The sequence below is a fragment of the Streptomyces sp. 17_S59 genome, from assembly GCF_056930295.1.
This window is the reverse complement of sequence record NZ_JBXOWD010000001.1, coordinates 1058631-1079647: the sequence shown is the minus strand read 5'-3', so window position 1 is coordinate 1079647 and position 21017 is coordinate 1058631. Positions and strand designations below refer to the sequence as shown.

20 protein-coding genes are annotated in these 21017 nt (G+C 72.0%); 19 read left to right on the top strand and 1 reads right to left on the bottom strand.

Going from position 1 to position 21017, the window contains the following annotated elements; all coding sequences use genetic code 11:
• Positions 1-22 precede the first annotated feature (22 nt).
• From aroQ to nusB, 5 genes are all read left to right on the top strand, one after another.
• Positions 23-475: a type II 3-dehydroquinate dehydratase gene (gene aroQ, locus AC1Z4A_RS04485; RefSeq protein WP_483676513.1), complete on the top strand. Its 453-nt coding sequence runs from the start codon at positions 23-25 to the stop codon at positions 473-475.
• A gap of 164 nt (positions 476-639) precedes the next feature.
• Entirely contained in the window at positions 640-1323 is a 684-nt protein-coding gene (locus tag AC1Z4A_RS04480; RefSeq protein ID WP_483676512.1) for an AAA family ATPase, read from the top strand.
• A 59-nt stretch (positions 1324-1382) separates the two neighbouring features.
• Entirely contained in the window at positions 1383-2492 is a 1110-nt protein-coding gene (locus AC1Z4A_RS04475) for an aminopeptidase P family protein (protein WP_483676511.1), read from the top strand.
• 49 nt (positions 2493-2541) lie between these two features.
• A complete protein-coding gene (efp, locus tag AC1Z4A_RS04470; RefSeq protein WP_483676510.1) occupies positions 2542-3108 on the top strand; it encodes an elongation factor P in 567 nt (188 codons plus the stop codon).
• 2 nt (positions 3109-3110) lie between these two features.
• Positions 3111-3545: a transcription antitermination factor NusB gene (gene nusB, locus AC1Z4A_RS04465; protein WP_483676509.1), complete on the top strand. Its 435-nt coding sequence runs from the start codon at positions 3111-3113 to the stop codon at positions 3543-3545.
• Positions 3546-3622: 77 nt separating this feature from the next.
• Here nusB and bldD read toward each other — a convergent pair whose 3' ends face one another.
• Positions 3623-4123, bottom strand: a complete 501-nt coding sequence (bldD, locus tag AC1Z4A_RS04460) for a transcriptional regulator BldD (protein ID WP_004948690.1) — start codon at positions 4121-4123, stop codon at positions 3623-3625.
• A 234-nt stretch (positions 4124-4357) separates the two neighbouring features.
• Between bldD and pyrR the strand changes: the two genes are divergently transcribed.
• The 14 genes from pyrR to AC1Z4A_RS04390 all read left to right on the top strand — a co-directional run bounded on the left by pyrR (position 4358) and on the right by AC1Z4A_RS04390 (position 20940).
• A complete protein-coding gene (pyrR, locus tag AC1Z4A_RS04455) occupies positions 4358-4927 on the top strand; it encodes a bifunctional pyr operon transcriptional regulator/uracil phosphoribosyltransferase PyrR (RefSeq protein WP_483676508.1) in 570 nt (189 codons plus the stop codon).
• A 90-nt stretch (positions 4928-5017) separates the two neighbouring features.
• Complete coding sequence (locus tag AC1Z4A_RS04450) at positions 5018-6004, top strand: aspartate carbamoyltransferase catalytic subunit (RefSeq protein ID WP_483676507.1); 987 nt, start codon at positions 5018-5020, stop codon at positions 6002-6004.
• Positions 6004-7317 (top strand): dihydroorotase, encoded by a 1314-nt coding sequence (locus AC1Z4A_RS04445; protein WP_483676506.1) that lies wholly within the window; start codon positions 6004-6006, stop codon positions 7315-7317. Before AC1Z4A_RS04450 ends, AC1Z4A_RS04445 begins: the two co-directional genes overlap by 1 nt.
• Positions 7314-7877, top strand: coding sequence for a PH-like domain-containing protein (locus tag AC1Z4A_RS04440; RefSeq protein WP_483676505.1), 564 nt, complete (start codon positions 7314-7316; stop codon positions 7875-7877). The genes AC1Z4A_RS04445 and AC1Z4A_RS04440 overlap by 4 nt, the downstream gene beginning before the upstream one ends.
• Entirely contained in the window at positions 7874-9013 is a 1140-nt protein-coding gene (carA, locus tag AC1Z4A_RS04435) for a glutamine-hydrolyzing carbamoyl-phosphate synthase small subunit (protein WP_483676504.1), read from the top strand. The genes AC1Z4A_RS04440 and carA overlap by 4 nt, the downstream gene beginning before the upstream one ends.
• The gene (carB, locus tag AC1Z4A_RS04430; protein WP_483676503.1) at positions 9006-12317 is read left to right on the top strand and encodes a carbamoyl-phosphate synthase large subunit; all 3312 of its coding nucleotides are present in this window, start codon (positions 9006-9008) and stop codon (positions 12315-12317) included. The genes carA and carB overlap by 8 nt, the downstream gene beginning before the upstream one ends.
• Before the next feature lie 80 nt (positions 12318-12397).
• Positions 12398-13516 carry a quinone-dependent dihydroorotate dehydrogenase gene (locus AC1Z4A_RS04425; protein ID WP_483676502.1) on the top strand — a complete coding sequence of 373 codons (1119 nt, stop codon included), beginning with the start codon at positions 12398-12400 and terminating at the stop codon, positions 13514-13516.
• Positions 13513-14364 (top strand): orotidine-5'-phosphate decarboxylase, encoded by an 852-nt coding sequence (pyrF, locus tag AC1Z4A_RS04420; protein ID WP_483676501.1) that lies wholly within the window; start codon positions 13513-13515, stop codon positions 14362-14364. The genes AC1Z4A_RS04425 and pyrF overlap by 4 nt, the downstream gene beginning before the upstream one ends.
• 244 nt (positions 14365-14608) lie before the next feature.
• The gene (locus tag AC1Z4A_RS04415) at positions 14609-14932 is read left to right on the top strand and encodes an integration host factor (RefSeq protein ID WP_362084480.1); all 324 of its coding nucleotides are present in this window, start codon (positions 14609-14611) and stop codon (positions 14930-14932) included.
• A gap of 72 nt (positions 14933-15004) precedes the next feature.
• Entirely contained in the window at positions 15005-15595 is a 591-nt protein-coding gene (gene gmk / locus AC1Z4A_RS04410; protein ID WP_483676500.1) for a guanylate kinase, read from the top strand.
• A 33-nt stretch (positions 15596-15628) separates the two neighbouring features.
• A complete protein-coding gene (gene rpoZ, locus AC1Z4A_RS04405) occupies positions 15629-15901 on the top strand; it encodes a DNA-directed RNA polymerase subunit omega (protein ID WP_483676499.1) in 273 nt (90 codons plus the stop codon).
• 131 nt (positions 15902-16032) lie between these two features.
• Complete coding sequence (gene coaBC, locus AC1Z4A_RS04400; RefSeq protein ID WP_483676498.1) at positions 16033-17241, top strand: bifunctional phosphopantothenoylcysteine decarboxylase/phosphopantothenate--cysteine ligase CoaBC; 1209 nt, start codon at positions 16033-16035, stop codon at positions 17239-17241.
• A 212-nt stretch (positions 17242-17453) separates the two neighbouring features.
• Positions 17454-18662 (top strand): methionine adenosyltransferase, encoded by a 1209-nt coding sequence (gene metK, locus AC1Z4A_RS04395; protein ID WP_483676497.1) that lies wholly within the window; start codon positions 17454-17456, stop codon positions 18660-18662.
• Between the two features lie 127 nt (positions 18663-18789).
• A complete protein-coding gene (locus AC1Z4A_RS04390; RefSeq protein ID WP_483676496.1) occupies positions 18790-20940 on the top strand; it encodes a primosomal protein N' in 2151 nt (716 codons plus the stop codon).
• The last annotated feature ends 77 nt before the right edge of the window (positions 20941-21017 follow it).

Genomic DNA, 21017 nt, shown 5'->3' with positions numbered 1-21017 from the left:
CGGCGGGAGTGGCGGGAGTGGCGTGAGCGGTGTGAGCGCGCGCAGGGTGTTCGTGCTGAACGGGCCGAACCTCGGCCGGCTCGGCTCGCGCGAGCCCGACGTCTACGGCTCGACCTCCTACCGGGGGCTGGTCGAGGCGTGCACCGAGCTGGGCGCGGAACTCGGCATGGCCGTCGAGGTCCGCGAGACCAACGACGAGGGCGAGCTGGTGCGCTGGCTGCACGAGGCCGCCGACGGGCGGGTGCCGGTCGTCATCAACCCCGGTGCGTTCACGCACTACTCGTACGCCATGCGCGATGCGGCGGCGCAGCGGACCGCCCCGCTCATCGAGGTGCACATCTCGAATCCGTACGCCCGCGAGGAGTTCCGCCACACCTCGGTGATCGCGGCGGTCGCCAGCGGGACGGTGGCGGGCTTCGGTATCGGCTCGTACCGGTTGGCGCTGCGGGCGCTGGCGGAGGAACTCGCGGGCTGACGCGACCGTTCCCACGGTGGTGGCCGGGGGTTTCTTTTCCCCCACCCCGCCCCTTCCCGTAACCGGGGGCTCCGCCCCCGGACCCCCGGTCCTCAAACGCCGGACGGGCTGGAATTGCCCCAGTCCCCCCAGATAGTTGCCCGTACGAGACGGAGTGCCACCGGATGCAGCACCCTGTGGGACCGCCGCTGCCACCATCCCACCCCCCGATGCCGGCCGCGCCGCCCCCGCCCGGGGCCGAGGCGGTCACTGGGCACTTCCCGCTCGCGGGCGCCGCGCAGGCCGTCGCCGATGCCCGGGTCGCCGCCGTCGCGGTGCTGCTCATCGGCCCGGCCGGGGCCGGCAAGACCACGGTCGCCCGGTACTGGGCGGACACCCGCCGCGTGCCCACGGCCCACATCAGCCTCGACGACGTCCGCGAGTGGGTGCGGTCCGGCTTCGCCGACCCGCAGTCCGGCTGGAACGACAACTCCGAGGCGCAGTACCGGCTCGCCCGCCGGACCTGCGGCTTCGCGGCCCGCAACTTCCTCGCCAACGGCATCTCCTGCATCATCGACGACGCCGTCTTCCCGGACCGCCCGGTCGTCGGTCTCGGCGGCTGGAAGCGGCACGTCGGCCCCGGTCTGCTGCCGGTGGTGCTGCTGCCGGGGCTGGAGGTCGTCCTGGAGCGGAACGCCGAGCGCACCGGCAACCGCCGGCTCGGCGACGAGGAGGTCGCCCGGATCCACGGCCGGATGGCGGGCTGGTACGGCTCGGGCCTGCCGATCATCGACAACTCCCGGCAGGACGTCGCCACCACGGCCCGGCTCCTGGACGAGGTCGTCGCCCGCGCCCTCACCAGCCGGTAAGGCCCCGGTCGGAGGCGCTGGAAAGGCCGGAACCGGCCGCCGAACGTACGCTCGGAAGCATGTCCGAGGTGTACGCGGCACGACGCGCCCGGCTGCGCGAGTGGTGCGAGGCGGGCGGCAGTGAGGCGGCGCTGGTCTCCGGTGCCGCCAACGTCCGGTACCTGGTGGGCGGCGCGCCGGCCGGTGCCGTGCTGCTCCTCGGGCCCGGCGGGGACGTGCTGATGTGCGCGAGCGACCCCTTCACGGACGCCACGGGGGCCAGCCGGCCCGCCGACGACCTGCGGGTCCTGGTGCTGCCGACGCCGGAGGGCGACCCCGCGGTGGCGGGTGCCGAGCGGGCCGCCGAGGCGGGAGCGCGCTCGCTGGCGGTGGAGGAGCACCATCTGACCGTCTCCCGGCACCGGGCCGTGCGCTCGGTCGCGCCCCGGGTGCGCCTGAACGACCTGGGCACGGCCGTGGAGCAGCAGCGGGTGGTCAAGGACGACGAGGAGATCTCCACGCTGCGGATCGCCGCCGAGATCGCCGACCAGGCCCTGGGCGAGCTGCTGGAGTCGATACTGGTCGGGCGCACCGAGCGCCACCTGGCCCTGGAGCTGGAGCGCCGTCTGATCGATCACGGCGCCGACGGGCCGGCGTTTCCCACCTCGGTCGGTACCGGACCCAACTCGGGACGGGTCGGTCATGTGCCGACCGACCGCAGGGTGGAGGAGGGCGACTTCCTCAGCGTCTGCCTGGGGGCCCACTACCGCGGATACCGCAGCGAGATCGCCCGGACGTTCGTCATCGGGGCCTCCCCGGCCGACTGGCAGATCGAGCTGTACGACCAGGTCTTCGCCGCCCAGCGGGCCGGCCGCGAGGCACTCGTGCCGGGGACGGCGTACCGTGATGTTGACAGGGCGGCGCGAGTCGTGCTGGAAGCGGCGGGCCATGGCGAACGGGTCGGACCGCGGATCGGCCATGGCGTGGGACTCGAAAACGACGAGGACCCTCGGCTGGCGCCCTCGGCAATGGGTAAACTGGACGCTTGCGTGCCGGTCACCGTAGATCCGGGAGTCCACCTCCCGGGGCGGGGCGGCGTCCGGATCGATGACACGCTCGTCGTCCGCCCCGAGGCGGACGGCGGACCCGAGCTACTCACCATTACGACCAAAGAGCTGCTCGCGCTCTAAGCGGCGCACCGCACTTTCTGGTTCCACCAGTCCAGGAGATTCCGCAACCGTGGCATCCACGAACGACCTCAAGAACGGCATGGTGCTCAAGCTCGACGGCGGCCAGCTCTGGTCCGTTGTCGAGTTCCAGCACGTCAAGCCCGGCAAGGGCCCCGCCTTCGTCCGTACGAAGCTGAAGAACGTGCTCTCCGGGAAGGTCGTCGACAAGACCTTCAACGCCGGCGTCAAGGTCGAGACGGCCAACGTCGACAAGCGCGGCATGCAGTTCTCGTACATGGACGGCGAGTACTTCGTGTTCATGGACATGGACACGTACGACCAGCTGCACATCGACCGCAAGACCGTCGGTGACGCGGCCAACTTCCTGATCGAGGGCTTCGAGGCCGTCGTCGCGCAGAACGAGGGCAGCGTGCTCTACGTCGAGCTGCCGGCCGCCGTCGAGCTGGTCATCCAGGAGACCGAGCCGGGCGTCCAGGGCGACCGCTCCACCGGTGGCACCAAGCCCGCCACGCTGGAGACCGGCTACCAGATCCAGGTTCCGCTCTTCATCACCACGGGTGAGAAGATCAAGGTCGACACCCGTACCGGTGATTACCTCGGCCGGGTGAACAGCTAACCGTGGCCGCCCGTAGCAAGGCCCGTAAGCGCGCCTTCCAGATCCTCTTCGAGGCCGATCAGCGCGGCACGACCGTGCAGAACGTGCTCGCGGACTGGATCCGGCACTCGCGGTCCGACGACCGGCAGCCGCCGGTCAACGAGTACACGATGCAGCTGGTCGAGGGCTATGCGCAGCATGTCGCGCGCATCGACGAGCTGATCAGCACGTATGCGGTCGACTGGGACCTGGACCGCATGCCCGCCGCGGACCGGAGCATCGTCCGGCTCGGCGCCTACGAGCTGATCTGGGAGGACGGTACCCCGGACGCCGTGGCGATCGACGAGGCGGTGCAGCTCGCCAAGGAGTTCTCCACCAACGACTCGCCGGCCTTTGTGAACGGCCTGCTGGGCCGTTTCAAGGAGCTGAAGCCGAGCCTCCGGCGCGACGCCCGCTGAAACGACAACCGCCGTGGGGCGGGAAACCTCCGGGTTTCCCGCCCCACGGCGGTTTTGTCGTCAGGGACGATGGACGGCTATGCGTCCTCGTGCTGGACGGCGCGGCGCGCGTCCGCGTCGAGCACGCCCCAGCTGATCAGCTGCTCGGTGAGGACCGAGGGCGACTGGTCGTAGATCACGGCGAGGGTGCGCAGGTCGTCCTGGCGGATCGAGAGCACCTTGCCGTTGTAGTCGCCGCGCTGGCTCTGGATGGTCGCGGCGTAGCGCTGGAGCGGGCCGGCCTTCTCGGCCGGGACGTGGGCGAGCCGCTCCAGGTCCAGGACCAGCTTCGGCGGGGGCTCGGCGGCGCCGCCGGGCGTGGTGCCGGGCAGCAGCTCCTGCACGGGAACGCCGTAGAAATCGGCCAGCTCGGCCAGGCGCTGCACGGTGACGGCACGGTCGCCGCGCTCGTAAGAGCCCACTACGACGGCCTTCCAGCGCCCCTGGGACTTCTCCTCGACGCCATGGAGGGAGAGGCCCTGCTGGGTGCGGATGGCGCGGAGCTTGGCCCCGAGCTGTTTGGCGTATTCGCTGGACATAAAGCTCCCCGGACGCTGTATCGACGTGCGACGGCGTCATCTCGACTGCCGCGTGTCTGGTAACTCACTGTGAGGTTACGCAGCGTAATCTCGGTTCGTCAAGCCGAATGGGCCATACCCTGGGCCGTCAGGGGGCCATGGCAGGAGTTACGCGCTGCTCCTGGTACGGTAAACAGGTAAATCCGACGTCCTTTAATGTCCGTCCCGTGAGGCGGAGAAGGAGGTCCGTTTCGTATGGACGCAATTCCCAGCGCGCGTCCCGTGCTCGAAGCACCGGACATCGCCCGGGTCCTCACCCGTATCGCGCATGAGATCGTCGAGCGCGCCAAGGGCGCCGACGACGTCGTGCTCCTCGGCATTCCCACCCGCGGCGTCTTCCTCGCCCGCCGGCTGGCCGCCAAGCTCGAGGACATCACCGGAAGCAAGACCCCGGTCGGCTCCCTCGACATCACCATGTACCGCGACGACCTGCGGCTGCGTCCCGCCCGTGCGCTCGCCCGCACCGAGATTCCCGGCGAGGGCATCGACGGCAGGCTCGTCATCCTCGTCGACGACGTGCTCTTCTCCGGCCGCACCATCCGCGCCGCCCTCGACGCCATGAACGACCTCGGCCGGCCGCGCGCCGTCCAGCTCGCCGTCCTCGTCGACCGCGGCCACCGCGAGCTGCCGATCCGCGCCGACTACGTCGGCAAGAACCTCCCCACGTCGCTGCGGGAGACGGTCAAGGTCCACCTGACCGAGGAGGACGGCCGCGACAGCGTGCTCCTCGGCGCGGGCACGACCGCCCCGGCCGACACGCAGTAGCGAGCCTCCACGGACCCGCCCCGCGGGCCCGTGCGCCGCCGCACGCCCGGCCCCAGCCCCCGCATACCTCCCAACCACGGAGAAACCCGGATGAAGCGCCACCTCATCTCGGCCACCGACCTCACGCGCGACGACGCCGTCCTGATCCTCGACACCGCCGAGGAGATGGCCCGGGTCGCGGACCGGCCGATCAAGAAGCTGCCCACCCTGCGCGGCCGCACCGTCGTCAACCTCTTCTTCGAGGACTCGACGCGCACCCGCATCTCCTTCGAGGCCGCCGCCAAGCGCCTCTCCGCCGACGTCATCAACTTCTCCGCCAAGGGCTCCTCGGTGTCCAAGGGCGAGTCCCTGAAGGACACCGCCCTGACCCTGGAGGCCATGGGCGCCGACGCCGTCGTCATCCGCCACCACGCCTCCGGCGCCCCCTACCGGCTGGCCAACTCCGGCTGGATCGACGGGGCCGTCGTCAACGCGGGCGACGGCACCCACGAGCACCCCACCCAGGCCCTGCTGGACGCCTTCACCATGCGCCGCCGCCTGGTCGGCCGGGACGCCGGGCTCGGCAAGGACCTGTCCGGCCGCCGGATCACCATCGTCGGCGACGTCCTGCACAGCCGCGTGGCCCGCTCCAACGTCCACCTGCTGAACACGCTGGGCGCCGAGGTCACGCTGGTCGCACCGCCCACCCTGGTGCCCGTCGGCGTCGAGAGCTGGCCCTGCGAGGTCTCCTACGACCTCGACGCCGTGCTGCCGAAGTCCGACGCCGTGATGATGCTGCGGGTGCAGCGCGAGCGCATGAACGCCGCGTTCTTCCCGACCGAGCGCGAGTACTCGCGGCGCTACGGCCTGGACGCCGACCGCATGGCGAAGATGCCCGAGCACGCCATCGTGATGCACCCGGGCCCGATGAACCGCGGCATGGAGATCACCGCCGAGGTCGCCGACTCCGACCGCTGCACGGCCGTCGAGCAGGTCGCCAACGGCGTCAGCACCCGGATGGCCGTCCTCTACCTGCTCCTGGGCGGCTCCGAGCCGGCCGTCACCACGAACAACGCCCGCACCGAGGAGAGCAAGTAATGTCCAAGATCCTGATCCGCGGTGCGAAGGTCCTCGGCGGCGAGCCGCAGGACGTCCTGATCGACGGCGAGACCATCGCCGAGGTGACGCCGTCCAATATCGCCCTACCGGGCGGTGGTGGCCTGGCCGCCGACGGCGCTCAGGTGATCGAGGCCGACGGCAAGATCCTGCTGCCCGGCCTGGTCGACCTGCACACCCACCTGCGCGAGCCCGGCCGCGAGGACTCCGAGACCGTCCTGACCGGCACCCGCGCCGCCGCGAGCGGCGGCTACACCGCCGTCTTCGCCATGGCCAACACCTTCCCCGTCGCCGACACCGCCGGCGTGGTCGAGCAGGTCTGGCGGCTCGGCAAGGAGCACGGCTACTGCGACGTCCAGCCCATCGGCGCCGTCACCGTCGGCCTGGAGGGCAAGCAGCTCTCCGAGCTGGGCGCCATGCACGACTCCGCCGCCGGGGTCACGGTCTTCTCCGACGACGGCAAGTGCGTCGACGACGCCGTGATCATGCGCCGCGCGCTGGAGTACGTGAAGGCCTTCGGCGGCGTCATCGCGCAGCACGCCCAGGAGCCCCGGCTCACCGAGGGCGCCCAGATGAACGAGGGCATCGTCTCTGCCGAGCTGGGCCTGGGCGGCTGGCCGGCCGTCGCCGAGGAGTCGGTCATCGCCCGTGACGTCCTCCTCGCCGAGCACGTCGGCTCCCGGGTGCACATCTGCCACCTGTCCACGGCCGGCTCGGTCGAGATCGTCCGCTGGGCCAAGTCCCGCGGCATCGACGTCACTGCCGAGGTCACCCCGCACCACCTGCTCCTCACCGACGAGCTGGTGCGCACGTACAACCCGGTCTACAAGGTGAACCCGCCGCTGCGCACCGAGCGCGACGTGATGGCGCTCCGCGAGGCCCTGGCCGACGGCACCATCGACATCGTGGCCACCGACCACGCCCCGCACCCGCACGAGGACAAGGACTGCGAGTGGGCCGCCGCGGCGATGGGCATGGTGGGCCTGGAGACCGCCCTCTCCGTCGTCCAGCACACGATGGTCGACACCGGACTGCTGGACTGGGCCGGGGTCGCCGAGCGCATGTCCTTCAAGCCCGCCAGCATCGGCAGCCTCGCCGGGCACGGCCGTCCCATCGCCCCCGGTGAGCCCGCCAACCTCACGCTGGTCGATTCCGCTTACCGTGGTGTCGTGAACCCCGCGGGCTTCGCCTCCCGCAGCCGCAACACCCCCTACGAGGGCCGCGAGCTGCCGGGGCGCGTCACCCACACCTTCCTGCGGGGCCGGGCGACGGTCGTGGACGGGAATCTCGCGTGACACCTGCACTCATCACTCTGGCGGCCGAGCAGAAGTCTCAGGACGTCACCCACTGGGCCGCGCGCGCCGGCTGGGTCGTGGGGCTGCTGCTCTTCATCGCACTGCTCTACTGGCTGATGCGCGAGGGCTGGAAGTGGCGCGGCACGCTCCAGGGCGACCTGCCCGAGCTGCCCGCCGCCCCCGAGGACCCGGGCACCGCCACCCTCACGATGGAGGGCCGCTACCACGGCTCGACCACCGCCGGGCAGTGGCTCGACCGCATCGTCGCGCGCGACCTGGGCACCCGCAGCCGCGCCCGGCTCACCCTGACGGAGCAGGGCGTCGACGTCGTCCGCCCCGGCGCGACGGACTTCTTCATCCCCGCCGCCGCGCTGCGCGGCGCCCGCCTCGACAAGGGCATCGCGGGCAAGGTCCTCACCGAGGGCGGCCTGCTCGTGATCACCTGGCAGCACGGCGACAAGACGATCGACTCGGGATTCCGCTCCGACCGCGCGGCCGGGCACCCCGCCTGGGTCGAGGCGATCAGCACCATGAACAGCACTACGGAAGGCGCACGATGACGACCTCCAGCAGGGGGAGCAAGGTCCCCGCGGTACTCGTCCTGGAGGACGGTCGTACGTTCCGCGGCCGCGCCTACGGGGCCGTCGGGACGACCTTCGGCGAGGCCGTGTTCTCCACCGGCATGACCGGCTACCAGGAGACCCTCACCGACCCCTCCTACCACCGCCAGGTCGTCGTGATGACGGCTCCGCACGTCGGCAACACCGGCGTCAACGACGAGGACCCCGAGTCCGGCCGCATCTGGGTCGCCGGGTACGTCGTCCGCGACCCCGCCCGCGTGCCCTCCAACTGGCGCTCCCGCCGCTCCCTGGACGAGGAGCTGGCCAAGCAGGGGATCGTCGGCATCAGCGGCATCGACACCCGCGCCCTCACCCGCCACCTGCGCGAGCGCGGCGCGATGCGGGTCGGCATCTTCTCCGGCAACGTGCTCCCCGACGAGGGCGTCATGCTCGCCGAGGTCCGCCAGGCCCCCGAGATGAAGGGCGCCGACCTCTCCACCGAGGTCGCCACCAAGGAGGCGTACGTCGTCCCCGCGATCGGTGAGAAGAAGTTCACCGTCGCCGCGATCGACCTCGGCATCAAGGGCATGACCCCGCACCGCATGGCCGAGCGCGGCATCGAGGTGCACGTCCTGCCCGCCACCGCCACCGCCGAGGACGTCTACGCCGTCGAGCCGGACGGCGTGTTCTTCTCCAACGGCCCGGGCGACCCGGCCACCGCCGACCACCCCGTCGCCGTGATGCGCGAGGTCCTCTCCCGCAAGACCCCGCTCTTCGGCATCTGCTTCGGCAACCAGATCCTCGGCCGCGCGCTCGGCTTCGGCACCTACAAGCTGAAGTACGGCCACCGGGGCATCAACCAGCCCGTGCAGGACCGCACGACCGGCAAGGTCGAGGTCACCGCCCACAACCACGGCTTCGCCGTCGACGCCCCCCTCGACAGGGCGACCGACACGCCGTACGGCCGCGTCGAGGTCTCCCACGTGTGTCTGAACGACAACGTGGTCGAGGGTCTCCAGCTGCTCGACCAGCCGGCATTCAGCGTCCAGTACCACCCCGAGGCAGCAGCAGGCCCGCACGACGCCGCGTACCTGTTCGACCGCTTCGTCTCCCTGATGGAGGGCCAGCGTGCCTAAGCGCACCGACATCCAGTCCGTTCTGGTCATCGGCTCCGGCCCGATCGTCATCGGCCAGGCCGCGGAGTTCGACTACTCCGGCACCCAGGCCTGCCGCGTCCTGAAGTCCGAGGGCCTGCGGGTCATCCTCGTCAACTCCAACCCGGCCACGATCATGACCGACCCGGAGATCGCCGACGCCACGTACGTCGAGCCGATCACCCCGGAGTTCGTCGAGAAGATCATCGCCAAGGAGCGCCCCGACGCCCTCCTGCCCACCCTCGGCGGCCAGACCGCGCTGAACACCGCCATCTCCATGCACGAGAACGGCGTGCTGGAGAAGTACGGCGTGGAGCTGATCGGCGCCAATGTCGAGGCCATCCACAAGGGCGAGGACCGCGACCTGTTCAAGGGCGTCGTCGAGGCCGTCAACGCCAAGATCGGCCACGGCGAGTCCGCCCGCTCGGTCATCTGCCACACCATGGACGAGGTCCTCGCGGGCGTCGAGACGCTCGGCGGCTACCCGGTCGTCGTGCGCCCCTCCTTCACCATGGGCGGCGCCGGCTCCGGCTTCGCCCACGACGAGGAGGAGCTGCGCCGCATCGCCGGCCAGGGCCTCACGCTCTCCCCGACCACCGAGGTGCTCCTGGAGGAGTCCATCCTCGGCTGGAAGGAGTACGAGCTGGAGCTGATGCGCGACAAGCACGACAACGTCGTGGTCGTCTGCTCCATCGAGAACTTCGACCCCATGGGCGTGCACACCGGTGACTCCATCACCGTCGCCCCGGCGATGACCCTCACCGACCGCGAGTACCAGATCCTGCGCGACATCGGCATCGCGATCATCCGCGAGGTCGGCGTCGACACCGGCGGCTGCAACATCCAGTTCGCCGTCAACCCCGACGACGGCCGGGTCATCGTCATCGAGATGAACCCGCGGGTCTCGCGCTCCTCCGCGCTCGCCTCCAAGGCCACCGGCTTCCCGATCGCCAAGATCGCGGCCCGCCTCGCGGTGGGCTACACGCTGGACGAGATCCCCAACGACATCACCGAGAAGACCCCGGCGTCCTTCGAGCCCACGCTCGACTACGTCGTGGTCAAGGCGCCCCGCTTCGCCTTCGAGAAGTTCCCGGCCGCCGACGCCACCCTCACCACGACCATGAAGTCGGTCGGCGAGGCCATGGCCATCGGCCGCAACTTCACCGAGGCCCTCCAGAAGGCCCTGCGCTCGCTGGAGAAGAAGGGCTCGCAGTTCGACTTCGTGTCGGAGCCCGGCGACAAGGCCGAGCTGCTGGAGAAGGCGGTCCGGCCCACCGACGGCCGGATCAACACGGTCATGGCCGCCATCCGCGCCGGTGCCACCCCGGAGGAGGTCTTCGAGGCGACGAAGATCGACCCCTGGTTCGTCGACCAGCTCTTCCTGATCAAGGAGATCGCCGACGAGCTGGCCGCCGCCGAGAAGCTCGAGCCCGGGCTGCTCGCCGAGGCCAAGCGGCACGGCTTCTCCGACGCCCAGATCGCCGCCGTCCGCGGCCTGCGCGAGGACGTCGTCCGCGAGGTCCGCCACGCGCTGGGCGTGCGCCCGGTCTACAAGACCGTCGACACCTGCGCCGCCGAGTTCGCCGCGAAGACCCCGTACTTCTACTCCTCCTACGACGAGGAGAACGAGGTCGCGCCGCGCGAGAAGCCCGCGGTGATCATCCTCGGCTCGGGCCCGAACCGCATCGGCCAGGGCATCGAGTTCGACTACTCGTGCGTCCACGCCTCCTTCGCGCTCAGCGAGGCGGGCTACGAGACCGTGATGGTCAACTGCAACCCGGAGACCGTCTCCACCGACTACGACACCTCCGACCGGCTCTACTTCGAGCCGCTCACCCTGGAGGACGTCCTGGAGATCGTCCACGCCGAGTCCCAGGCCGGCCCCGTCGCGGGCGTCGTCGTCCAGCTCGGCGGCCAGACCCCGCTCGGCCTGGCCCAGGCGCTCAAGGACAACGGCGTGCCGATCGTCGGCACCTCCCCGGAGGCCATCGACCTCGCCGAGGAGCGCGGCGCCTTCGGCCGCGTGCTCACCGAGGCCGGGCTGCCCGCGCCCAAGTACGGCACCGCCTACTCCTTCGAGGAGGCCAAGGGCATCGCCGCCGGCATCGGCTACCCGGTCATGGTCCGCCCGTCCTATGTGCTCGGCGGCCGCGGCATGGAGATCGTCTACGACGAGCCCTCGCTGGCCGGCTACCTGGAGCGGCACGCGGGCCTGATCTCCGAGCACCCGGTGCTCATCGACCGCTTCCTCGACGACGCCATCGAGATCGACGTCGACGCGCTCTACGACGGCCGCGAGCTGTACCTCGGCGGCGTCATGGAGCACATCGAGGAGGCCGGCATCCACTCCGGCGACTCCGCCTGCGCGCTGCCCCCGATCACCCTCGGCGGCTTCGACATCAAGCGGCTGCGGGCCTCCACCGAGGCCATCGCCAAGGGCGTGGGCGTCCGTGGTCTGATCAACATCCAGTTCGCCATGGCCGGGGACATCCTCTACGTCCTGGAGGCCAACCCGCGCGCCTCCCGCACCGTCCCCTTCACCTCGAAGGCCACCGCGGTGCCGCTGGCGAAGGCCGCCGCCCGGATCTCGCTGGGCGCGACCATCGCCGAGCTGCGCGAGGAGGGCATGCTGCCGAAGACCGGCGACGGCGGCACCCTGCCGATGGACGCGCCGATCTCCGTCAAGGAGGCCGTGATGCCGTGGTCGCGCTTCCGCGACATCCACGGCCGCGGCGTGGACACCGTCCTCGGCCCGGAGATGCGCTCCACCGGCGAGGTCATGGGCATCGACAACGTCTTCGGCACGGCCTACGCCAAGTCGCAGGCCGGTGCCTACGGCGCGCTGCCGACCAAGGGCCGTGCGTTCGTCTCGGTCGCCAACCGCGACAAGCGCTCGATGATCTTCCCGGCCCGTGAGCTGGTCGCCCACGGCTTCGAGCTGCTGGCCACCTCCGGCACCGCCGAGGTGCTGCGCCGCAACGGCATCAACGCCACCGTGGTGCGCAAGCAGAGCGAGGGCGAGGGCCCGAACGGCGAGAAGACCATCGTCCAGCTCATCCACGACGGCGAGGTCGACCTCATCGTCAACACCCCCTACGGCACCGGCGGCCGCCTCGACGGCTACGAGATCCGCACCGCCGCGGTCGCCCGGGCGGTCCCCTGCCTGACCACCGTCCAGGCACTGGCCGCCGCGGTCCAGGGCATCGACGCCCTGACCCGGGGCGAGGTCGGCGTCCGCTCCCTCCAGGAGCACGCGGAACATCTGACCGCCGCGCGCGAGGCGTAGGACCCAGGAGGGGGACACCGGGAGGTGTCCCCCTCCTCATGAGCCCTCCTCGCCACGCTCCCTAGCTCAGAAGGCTGGACATGTACCGTCTCTTCTTCGACCTGATCTTCAAGCGCATGGACCCCGAGAAGGCCCACCACCTGGCCTTCGGCTGGATCCGCGCCGTCGCCCGCATCCCCGTCCTGCGTACCTTCGCCGCCGCCGTCCTCGCCCCCCGCCACAAGGCGCTGCGCACCGAGGCCCTGGGCCTGCGCATGCACGGCCCCTTCGGCCTCGCCGCCGGCTTCGACAAGAACGCCGCCGCGATCGACGGCATGGCCATGCTCGGCTTCGACCATGTCGAGATCGGCACCGTCACGGCCCAGCCCCAGCCCGGCAACCCCAAGAAGCGGCTCTTCCGCCTGGTCGCGGACCGCGCGCTGATCAACCGCATGGGCTTCAACAACGACGGCTCGGAAGCGGTCGCGGAGCGCCTGGCGGCCCGCAAGGCGGCCTTCCGCACCACCGTCGGCGTCAACATCGGCAAGACCAAGATCGTGCCGGAGGCGGAGGCCGTCGCCGACTACGTCACCTCCACCGAGCGCCTCGCCGCCCACGCCGACTACCTGGTCGTCAACGTCTCCTCGCCGAACACCCCCGGACTGCGCAACCTCCAGGCCACCGAGTCGCTGCGGCCGCTGCTGACCGCCGTCCGCGAGGCGGCCGACCGCACGGTCGCCGACCGCCGCGTCCCGCTGCTGGTCAAGATCGCGCCGGACCTGGCCGACGAGGACATCGACGCCGTCGCCGACCTGGCCGTCGAGCTGGGCCTGGACGGCATCATCGCCACCAACACCACCATCGCCCGCGACGGCCTCGGCCTGCGCACGCCCATGCGGACCGTCGAGGCCATCGGCGCGGGCGGCCTGTCCGGCGCCCCGCTCAAGGCCCGCTCGCTGGAGGTCCTGAGCCGCCTGTACGCCCGGGTGGGCGACCGGATCACCCTCGTCGGGGTCGGCGGCATCGAGACCGCCGACGACGCCTGGGAGCGCATCCTGGCGGGCGCCACCCTGGTCCAGGGCTACAGCGCCTTCATCTACGAGGGCCCGTTCTGGTGCCGCGCGATCCACAAGGGCCTGGCCGAGCGCCTGGCCGCCAGCCCCTACGCCACCCTCGCCGAGGCCGTCGGCGCCGAGACCCGGAAGAAGGCCGCCGCATGAGCCCCCTGGAACCGTTCGGCACCCGGCTGCGCCGTGCCATGGACGAGCGCGGTCCGCTGTGCGTCGGCATCGACCCGCACGCCTCGCTGCTCGCCGACTGGGGCCTGTCCGACGACATCGCCGGACTGGAGCGCTTCACGCACACCGTGGTGGAGGCACTGGCCGACCGCGTCGCCGTCCTCAAGCCGCAGTCCGCGTTCTTCGAGCGTTTCGGCTCGCGTGGCATCGCCGTCCTGGAGCGCGCCGTCGCCGACTCGCGCGCCGCCGGGGCCCTGGTGCTCATGGACGCCAAGCGCGGCGACATCGGCTCCACCATGGCCGCCTACGCCGCGACCTACCTGGACCCGTCCTCCCCGCTGTTCTCGGACGCCGTCACGGTCAGCCCGTACCTGGGCTACGGCTCGCTGCGGCCCGCCCTGGACCTGGCCCGCGAGAGCGGCACCGGCGTGTTCGTCCTGGCGCTCACCTCGAACCCTGAGGGCGCCGAGGTGCAGCACGCGGTGCGGGCGGACGGCGCGAGCGTCGCCGCGACCGTGCTGAACCACCTGCGGGCGGAGAACGCCGGTGCGGCCCCCATGGGCTCGTACGGGGCCGTCGTCGGCGCCACGCTGGGCGGCGGGCCGGCCGCGGCGGGTGCGGATCTGGCCATCAACGGCCCGCTGCTGGCCCCCGGCATCGGGGCGCAGGGCGCCACCGCCGCCGACCTGCCGCGGGTGTTCGGCGCGGCCGTCAAGGACGTCGTCCCGAACGTCAGCCGGGGGGTGCTGCGGCACGGACCGGACGTGACCGCCCTGCGTGCGAGCGCCGAGCGGTTCGCGGACGAGGTGCGGGAGGCGGTGGCCGGCTAGGCGCCCGGGACGCGACAGAGGCGGGCCCGGCGTCAAAATTGTCGGTCATTATGTCCGGAAAGGTCCTGGTCGAGCGAGGCTGACCAGGACTTTTCGTCTGTTCTCGCTGACTGGAGCGGGATCGGCCGCTAGTCTCCGACGAGAGCGAACGTGCAAGCGCGTTGCTCGTTGCTCCCCAGGTGTGGGCCGACTAGGTTCCTCACCGGTCCGTATCCGACAGTTCGACATCCGAGGTGACGTAGGCGTGGCTCTTCCGCCCCTTACCCCTGAACAGCGCGCAGCCGCGCTCGAAAAGGCCGCCGCGGCTCGCCGGGAGCGCGCCGAGGTCAAGAATCGGCTCAAGCACTCCGGCGCCTCGCTGCACGAGGTCATCAAGCAGGGCCAGGAGAACGATGTCATCGGCAAGATGAAGGTCAGCGCCCTCCTGGAGAGCCTTCCCGGTGTGGGCAAGGTCCGTGCCAAGCAGATCATGGAGCGGCTCGGGATCTCCGAGAGCCGCCGGGTGCGCGGACTCGGCTCCAACCAGATCGCTTCCCTCGAGCGCGAGTTCGGCAACAAGGCCGCCTGACGGCGGCCCCCACGGCCGACCCGGGACGGCCCGGCGTTCCCAGGCACTCCCGGGAACCGGGATAATCGCTGCATGAGTACTGCAGTCTCCCGGGGGACGTCCCCCGTCCCCCCGGCCAGACAACCGCGGCTGACCGTGCTCTCCGGCCCCTCCGGGGTCGGCAAGAGCACGGTCGTCGCCCATATGCGCAAGGCCCACCCCGAGGTGTGGCTCTCGGTCTCCTGCACCACCCGCAAGCCGCGCCCCGGCGAGCAGGAGGGCGTCCAGTACTTCTTCGTGGACGACGAGCAGTTCGACAAGCTCATCGCCAACGGCGAGCTGCTGGAGTGGGCCGAGTTCGCGGGCAACCGCTACGGCACGCCCCGCAAGGCCGTGCTTGACCGCCTTGAGGCGGGGGAGCCGGTGCTGCTGGAGATCGACCTCCAGGGCGCCCGGCAGGTCCGCGAGACCATGCCGGAGGCCCAGCTGGTCTTCCTGGCGCCGCCGAGCTGGGAGGAGCTGGTCCGCCGGCTCACCGGCCGGGGGACGGAGTCGGCCGAGGTCATCGAGCGCCGGCTGGCGGCCGCGAAGATCGAACTGGCCGCCGGGTCGGAGTTCGACACCACGCTGGTCAACACCTCCGTCGAGGACGTTGCGCGTGAGCTGCTAGCCTTGCTGCACTGAACATCTTTCTTCACCCCCTTCGGAAGGCAGAGAGTGTCCTCTTCCATCACCGCGCCCGAGGGCATCATCAACCCGCCGATTGATGAGCTGCTCGAGGCCACCGACTCGAAGTACAGCCTCGTGATCTACGCCGCCAAGCGCGCGCGCCAGATCAACGCGTACTACTCGCAGCTCGGCGAGGGCCTGCTGGAGTACGTCGGCCCGCTGGTGGACACCCACGTCCACGAGAAGCCGCTCTCCATCTCTCTCCGTGAGATCAACGCGGGCCTGCTGACCTCCGAGGCTGTCGAGGCCCCGGCGGCGTAAGCACCGAATTTCCTCATCGAGGGCCCGGCAGCGCGGCTGCCGGGCCCTTGGTGTGTCATAGGACCGTACGTAGTACGTGTGTGCACGTGCGCGTACGTCCACGCGTACGGGAGTGGGGAGAAGCGAGAGCGATGGACAAGCCCAAGGTCGTCCTGGGGGTCAGCGGCGGGATCGCCGCGTACAAGGCGTGCGAGCTGCTGCGCCGCCTCACCGAGTCGGGGCACGATGTGCGCGTGGTGCCGACGGCCTCGGCCCTGCAGTTCGTCGGCGAGGCGACCTGGGCCGCGCTGTCCGGGCACCCGGCCGGCACCGAGGTGTGGGAGACCGTCCACGAGGTGCCGCATGTGCGGATCGGGCAGCAGGCCGACCTGGTCGTCGTGGCCCCTGCCACCGCGGACATGCTGGCCAAGGCCGCGCACGGCCTCGCGGACGACCTGCTGACCAATACGCTCCTGACCGCCCGCTGCCCGGTCGTCTTCGCACCCGCGATGCACACCGAGATGTGGGAGAACCCCGCCACCCAGGAGAACGTCGCCACCCTGCGCCGCCGGGGCGCCCTGGTGATCGAGCCCGCCGTCGGCCGGCTGACCGGCGCCGACACCGGCAAGGGCCGCTTCCCCGACCCCGCCGAGATCTTCGACGTCTGCCGCCGGGTGCTGGCCCGGGGCGTCCGGGAGCAGGCGGCCGACCTCGCGGGCCGGCACGTCGTCGTGAGCGCCGGCGGCACCCGGGAGCCGCTCGACCCCGTCCGGTTCCTCGGCAACCGCTCCTCCGGCAAGCAGGGGTACGCCCTGGCCCGTACCGCCGTCGCACGCGGCGCACGCGTCACTCTCGTCGCGGCCAACAGCGAGCTGCCCGACCCGGCCGGGGTCGAGGTCGTGCACGTGGGGACGGCCGTGCAACTGCGCGAGGCCGTGATCAACGCGGCGGCGGACGCCGATGCGGTCGTCATGGCCGCGGCGGTGGCCGATTTCCGGCCGTCCCACTACGCCACGGGCAAGATCAAAAAGCGGGACGGTCAGGAGCCGGAGCCCGTGGCGCTCGTTCGCAATCCGGACATTCTCGCGGAGCTGTCGGCCGGCCGGCAGTGGCCCGGCCAGGTGGTCGTCGGCTTCGCCGCGGAGACCGACGACGTGCTCGCCAACGGTCGCGCCAAGCTCGCCCGGAAGGGCTGTGACCTGCTGGTTGTCAATGAAGTGGGGGAGAGCCGGACCTTCGGCTCGGAGGAGAACGAGGCCGTCGTGCTCGCCTCCGACGGCACCGAGACCCCGGTCCCGCACGGCCCCAAGGAGGCCCTCGCCGACACCGTCTGGGACCTGGTCGCCGGTCGCCTGTCCTGACCGCCTTACCGGCCGCCTGTCCTAAAGGCGCCACCCGTGTGTCCCCTGGGATCCAGGGGGCGGGTGTCGCAGGTCACCCTGCTTGTGATGGCAGGCGGGATGCCCGAAGCGAGAGAACGCCGGATAAACTGGCAACGGATCCGCGCCGAGCGCAGCTCTCGTCCGGGTCCTTCAATGATCAGCCAGCAGCCGCTGCAACCCCAGGGAGCGATGTGTCCCGCCGCCTGTTCACCTCGGAGTCCGTGACCGAGGGTCACCCCGACAAGATCGCTGACCAGATCAGCGACACCATTCTCGACGCCCTTCTGCGGGAGGACCCGACCTCCCGGGTCGCAGTCGAGACCATGATCACCACCGGCCTGGTGCACGTCGCCGGCGAGGTGACCACCAAGGCGTACGCGCCGATCGCGCAGCTGGTGCGCGACAAGATCCTCGAGATCGGCTACGACTCCTCCAAGAAGGGCTTCGACGGCGCCTCCTGCGGCGTCTCGGTGTCCATCGGCGCGCAGTCCCCGGACATCGCCCAGGGTGTCGACACGGCGTACGAGAGCCGCGTCGAGGGTGACGAGGACGAGCTCGACCGCCAGGGCGCGGGCGACCAGGGCCTGATGTTCGGCTACGCCTGCGACGAGACGCCCGAGCTGATGCCGCTGCCGATCAACCTGGCGCACCGGCTCTCCCGCCGCCTGTCGGAGGTCCGCAAGAACGGGACCATCCCCTACCTGCGCCCCGACGGCAAGACCCAGGTCACCATCGAGTACGACGGCAACAAGGCCGTCCGCCTGGACACCGTCGTCGTCTCCTCGCAGCACGCGTCCGACATCGACCTGGACTCGCTGCTGGCTCCCGACGTCCGCGAGTTCGTCGTGGAGCACGTCCTCAAGGAGCTGGTCGAGGAAGGCATCAAGCTGGACACCGACGGCTACCGCCTGCTGGTGAACCCCACCGGCCGCTTCGAGATCGGCGGCCCCATGGGCGACGCCGGCCTCACCGGCCGCAAGATCATCATCGACACCTACGGCGGCATGGCCCGCCACGGCGGCGGCGCCTTCTCCGGCAAGGACCCGTCCAAGGTCGACCGCTCGGCCGCCTACGCCATGCGCTGGGTCGCCAAGAACGTCGTCGCCGCAGGCCTGGCCGCCCGCTGCGAGGTCCAGGTCGCCTACGCGATCGGCAAGGCCGAGCCCGTCGGCCTGTTCGTGGAGACCTTCGGCACCAACACGGTCGAGCCCGAGAAGATCGAGAACGCCATCTCCGAGGTCTTCGACCTCCGCCCGGCCGCGATCATCCGCGACCTCGACCTGCTCCGCCCGATCTACGCCCAGACCGCCGCGTACGGCCACTTCGGCCGCGAGCTGCCGGACTTCACCTGGGAGCGCACGGACCGCGTGGACGCGCTGCGCAAGGCTGTGGGGCTGTAAGTCCCACCCGCACGCCTGACCGGCCCCGGACCGAGGAATCGGTTCGGGGCCGGTCGTGTGTCCGGGCACGGTCCCGGGCGCACCGCGCACGCCGCCGCTGTCAGTGCCGTCTGGTAGGACTGGGGCTGTGAGCAGCGAGAACGGGCGGGCCGGGGGAGAGCGGGGCGGGGGGGAGCCGGAGCAGCTTGCGTTCATCCGCGAGACCGTGCGCAAGGCCAAGGTGCCGCGGGCCAAGCCGCGTACCTGGCGGGGGGCCGAGCTGGCCAAGGAGCTGCCCGTCGCCCGGGTGCTGGTGGACAAGGGCCCCGTGCACCTCGACCGGCTGTGGGACTACGCCGTGCCCGCCGAGCTGGACGCCGAGGCCCGGCCCGGCGTGCGGGTGCGGGTGCGCTTCGGCGCCGGCACGCGGAACGTGCGGGGCGGGCGCCGGGAGGGGGGCGGGCTGCTCGACGGGTTCATCGTGGAGCGGGTCGCCGAGTCCGACTACCAGGGGCCGCTCGCCGCGCTTGCGCAGGTGCTGTCCCCCGAGCCGGTGCTGAGCCCCGCGCTGCTGGGGCTGTGCCGGGCCGTCGCCGACCGGTACGCCGGTTCGCTCGCCGATGTGCTGCAGCTGGCCGTGCCGCCGCGGCACGCCCGCATCGAGGGCGAGCCCTCGCCGGGGCCGCTGCCACCGCCCCGGGTGCCGGAGCCCGGCAGCTGGGCGCGGTATCCCGCCGGGCCCGCCTACCTCGACGCCGTCGCCCGGGGCGACTCGCCGCGCGCCGTGTGGACGGCGCTGCCCGGGCCGCACTGGCCCGGCGAGCTGGCCCGGGCCGCCGCCGCCGCGCTCGCCTCGGGGCGCGGGGCGCTGATCGTCGTACCCGACGGGCGCACCGCCGCCCGGGTGGACGCCGCGCTCACCGAGCTGCTGGGCGCCGGCCGGCACGTCCTGCTGACCGCCGACACCGGGCCGGAGGAGCGCTACCGCCGCTGGCTGGCCGTCAGCCGGGGTGCGGTGCGGGCCGTGGTCGGCACCCGCGCCGCCATGTTCGCGCCCATACGGAATCCCGGCCTCGTGGCCATCTGGGACGACGGCGACTCCAGCCACAGCGAGCCCCACGCCCCCCAGCCGCACGCCCGCGAGGTGCTGCTGCTGCGCGCCGCGCACGAGAAGGCGGCGTTCCTGCTCGGCGGTTTCGGCTGCACGGTGGAGGCCGCGCAGCTGGTGGAGACCGGCTGGGCGCTGCCGCTGACCGCCGCCCGCGAGCGGGTGCGGGCCGCCGCGCCCCGGGTCCGCACGGTGGGGGAGGGCGACGAGGCCCGGGACGCCGCCGCGCGGGCCGCCCGGCTGCCCACGGTCGCCTGGGAGGCCGCGCGCGAGGGGCTCAAGCACGGCCCCGTGCTGGTGCAGGTCCCCCGCCGGGGCTATGTGCCCCGCCTGGGCTGCGAGCAGTGCCGCGAGCCCGCGCGCTGCGGGCACTGCGCCGGTCCGCTGGAGGCGCGCGGCGCCGACGGCGTGCTGCACTGCGGCTGGTGCGGGCGGGAAGTCGGCGACTGGCACTGCGGTGAGTGCGGCGGCTTCCGGCTGCGCGCCCGGGTCGTGGGCGCCCGGCGCACGGCCGAGGAGCTGGGGAGGGCGTTCCCCGCCGTGCCCGTGCGGACCTCCGGGCGCGACCACGTGCTGGACACCGTCCCCGACCGGCCCGCGCTCGTCGTCTCCACGCCCGGCGCCGAGCCGGTCGCCGAGGGCGGCTACGCGGCCGCCCTGCTGCTGGACGGCTGGGCCCTGCTGGGCCGCCCCGACCTGCGGGCCGGGGAGGAGGCGCTGCGCCGCTGGCTGGGCGCCGCGGCGCTGGTACGGGGCCAGGAGGCGGGCGGCACGGTGGTGATCGTGGCCGAGCCGACGCTCCGTCCGGTGCAGGCCCTGGTCCGCTGGGATCCGGCCGGCCATGCGGTGCGCGAACTCGCCGAGCGGGCGGAGCTGGGCCTTCCGCCCGTCTCCCGGATGGCGGCGGTCACGGGGCCGCCGGAGGCGGTCGCGGAGCTGATCGCGGCGGCGGAGCTGCCGGCGGGGACGGACGTGCTGGGGCCGGTGCCCGTGCCACCGCCCGCCGCCGGGCGCCCGCGCCGGGCGGGCGACCCCCCGCCCGGGGAGCACTGGGAGCGGGCGCTGCTCCGGGTGCGGCCCGGGCAGGGGGCGGCGCTGGCCGCGGCGCTCAAGGCCGCGCAGGCGGTGCGGCTCGCTCGCCGCGAGGGGGAGCCGGTGTGGTTGCGGGTGGATCCGCCGGACATCGGGTGAGCCGTGTGCGGTGCCGCTGCTTGCGGTGGGTTCGGCACCGCCGGGGTGCGTCATGGGGGCTGGGCGCCGTTGCGGCG